This window comes from Promineifilum sp. (SeqCode) (assembly GCF_041918635.1).
Lineage (GTDB): Bacteria > Chloroflexota > Anaerolineae > Promineifilales > Promineifilaceae > Promineifilum.
The window spans coordinates 1-1,819 of the sequence record NZ_JAYRVJ010000565.1; the positions used below are offsets into that span (position 1 = coordinate 1).

2 protein-coding genes are annotated in these 1,819 nt (G+C 71.6%); both read right to left on the minus strand.

Annotated features, from left to right (window positions below; genetic code table 11):
* Positions 1–596: HAD family hydrolase (locus tag ACE3UY_RS16860; protein WP_374688654.1), on the minus strand; the 596-nt coding region annotated here is incomplete at its 3' end.
* On the minus strand, positions 589–1,819 hold a 1,231-nt coding region (locus tag ACE3UY_RS16865), incomplete at its 5' end, for an NAD(P)-dependent oxidoreductase (RefSeq protein WP_374688655.1). The genes ACE3UY_RS16865 and ACE3UY_RS16860, both read right to left, overlap by 8 nt.

Genomic DNA, 1,819 nt, shown 5'->3' on the forward strand with positions numbered 1-1,819 from the left:
CCCAACCGCCCCAATTCACCTTCCAGATCGATCCCCGGCGTGAAGTGAATGGCCGCCATGCCGACGGCCCGCGCCCCGGCCACGTTGGCCGGCGCGTCGTCGATGAAGACCGCCTCCTGCGGCGCGCGGCCCAGGCGGGCCAGGGCGCGCCGGTAGATCTCCGGCTGCGGTTTCATGACCCCTTCGGCGGCGGAGCCGACGATCAGGTCGAACTTCTCGGCCAGCCCGTATTCCGACAGCGTCGGCAGCAGCGAGTCGGAGGCGTTGCTGATGATCGCCAGCTGGTAGCGCGGGCGCAGGCGGCGGATCAGGCCCACCAGCGCCTCATCCACGGCGTCGCCCCGCCAGAAGTCGCGGCGGAAGGCGTCGAGGTCGTCGCCCAGTCCCAGCCGCTCGGCCACCCAGGCCCATAGCGCGGCCGTCGTGAGCTCGCCGCGCTGGGCGCGCCGGCCCATCTCGCTGTTCAGGACGATGGCCTCGGCCTCCCCCGCGCCCAGCCCCAAGCGCGCCTCCCACGCCTGCCGGCCGGCGTGATCGCGCGTGCGCACCAGGACGCCGCCCACGTCGAAGATGACGGCCCGGATGATGTTACTCATCGAGCAGCACCACCGGCTCCTGGTAGACGCGCAGGCGGCTGCGGGCCAGTTTGCCGGCCAGGAAGTCGTTGAACCAGGCGCGCTTCTCGGCCAGCGGCTCATCCCGCTTGAGCCGGCCCAAATCGGCATTGAGGCGCAGAATCCGGCCGGGGATGACGAAGCGCGTCAGCCCGGCCGGCAGCAGGTTGCCGTCGGCCGCGGCGTCGAACACCTCGCTCGGCGCGAACTGCGGGAAGATGGCGACGGCCACCAGGCGCGGGAATTGGGCCAGCAACCGCTCTACATCGGTCAGCAGCGTGCGCTCGACGCTCCCCCAGGCGTTGTAGGTGTCCACGATGGCGTTCATGACCGCCAGCCGGGGCGCGCCCGGCTCCGCCTCGGCCACCGTCAGCCGCCCCTCGCGATCCTGGAAGTAGCAGAGCGCCTCCGGGCGGTCGAAGATGGCCGGCACGTCGTCGGCTGTGGCCGGGCGCAACCGCAGGCCCTCGATGCGACGCAACGCCGCCTCCAGCCCGGCGAACGTGGCCCGCTCCGGCCCCTCCCCCTCAGCCGAGATGGCGTGATACCAGGTGTGCAGTTGGAAGCCGGCCTGGTTCTGGTCGATGACCTGGACGATGGCGTACGGGTAGCCGAGGCGCTGGAGCGAACTGTAGCGCGTGGCCCCGTCGAGGATGACGTAGCGCCCCTTCCAGTAGGTCGTGATGGGCGGGTTGACGAGGCGGCCGTCCTCTTCCAGGCGCTCCATGAGCCGGTCGACGCGCTTCTGGTCGATGTACTCATGGGGCACGACCTGCTCGACGGGCACGACTTCCAGATTGAGCGTCTCGCTGGTCCGGCGGCGGCGCAGGGCGGCGACGACCTGCCGGGCGACCTGGAGCGTGGCGTCGCGCCGCTGGGTATCCAGCACAGCCGAGACGTGGGGCGTGACGATGACGCGCGGGTGGGCGCGCAGGGCCACGGCGTCGGGCGCGGGATCGCGCACTTCGGCCGGCAGCGCCGACAGCCCCGCCCCGGCCAGCGCGCCGGCCTCCAGAGTATGGCGCAGCGCGGCCTCATCGACCAGATCGGTGTGGCCCACATTGACCAGCATGGCCGACGGCTTCATCAGCGCCAGCTCATCCGCGCCGATGATCGCCTCGGCGTGGCCGCGGAAGGAGATGTGCAGGCTGACGAAGTCCGATCGCCGCAGCAGGTCGGCGAAGTCGGTGGCCCGAACGCCGGGG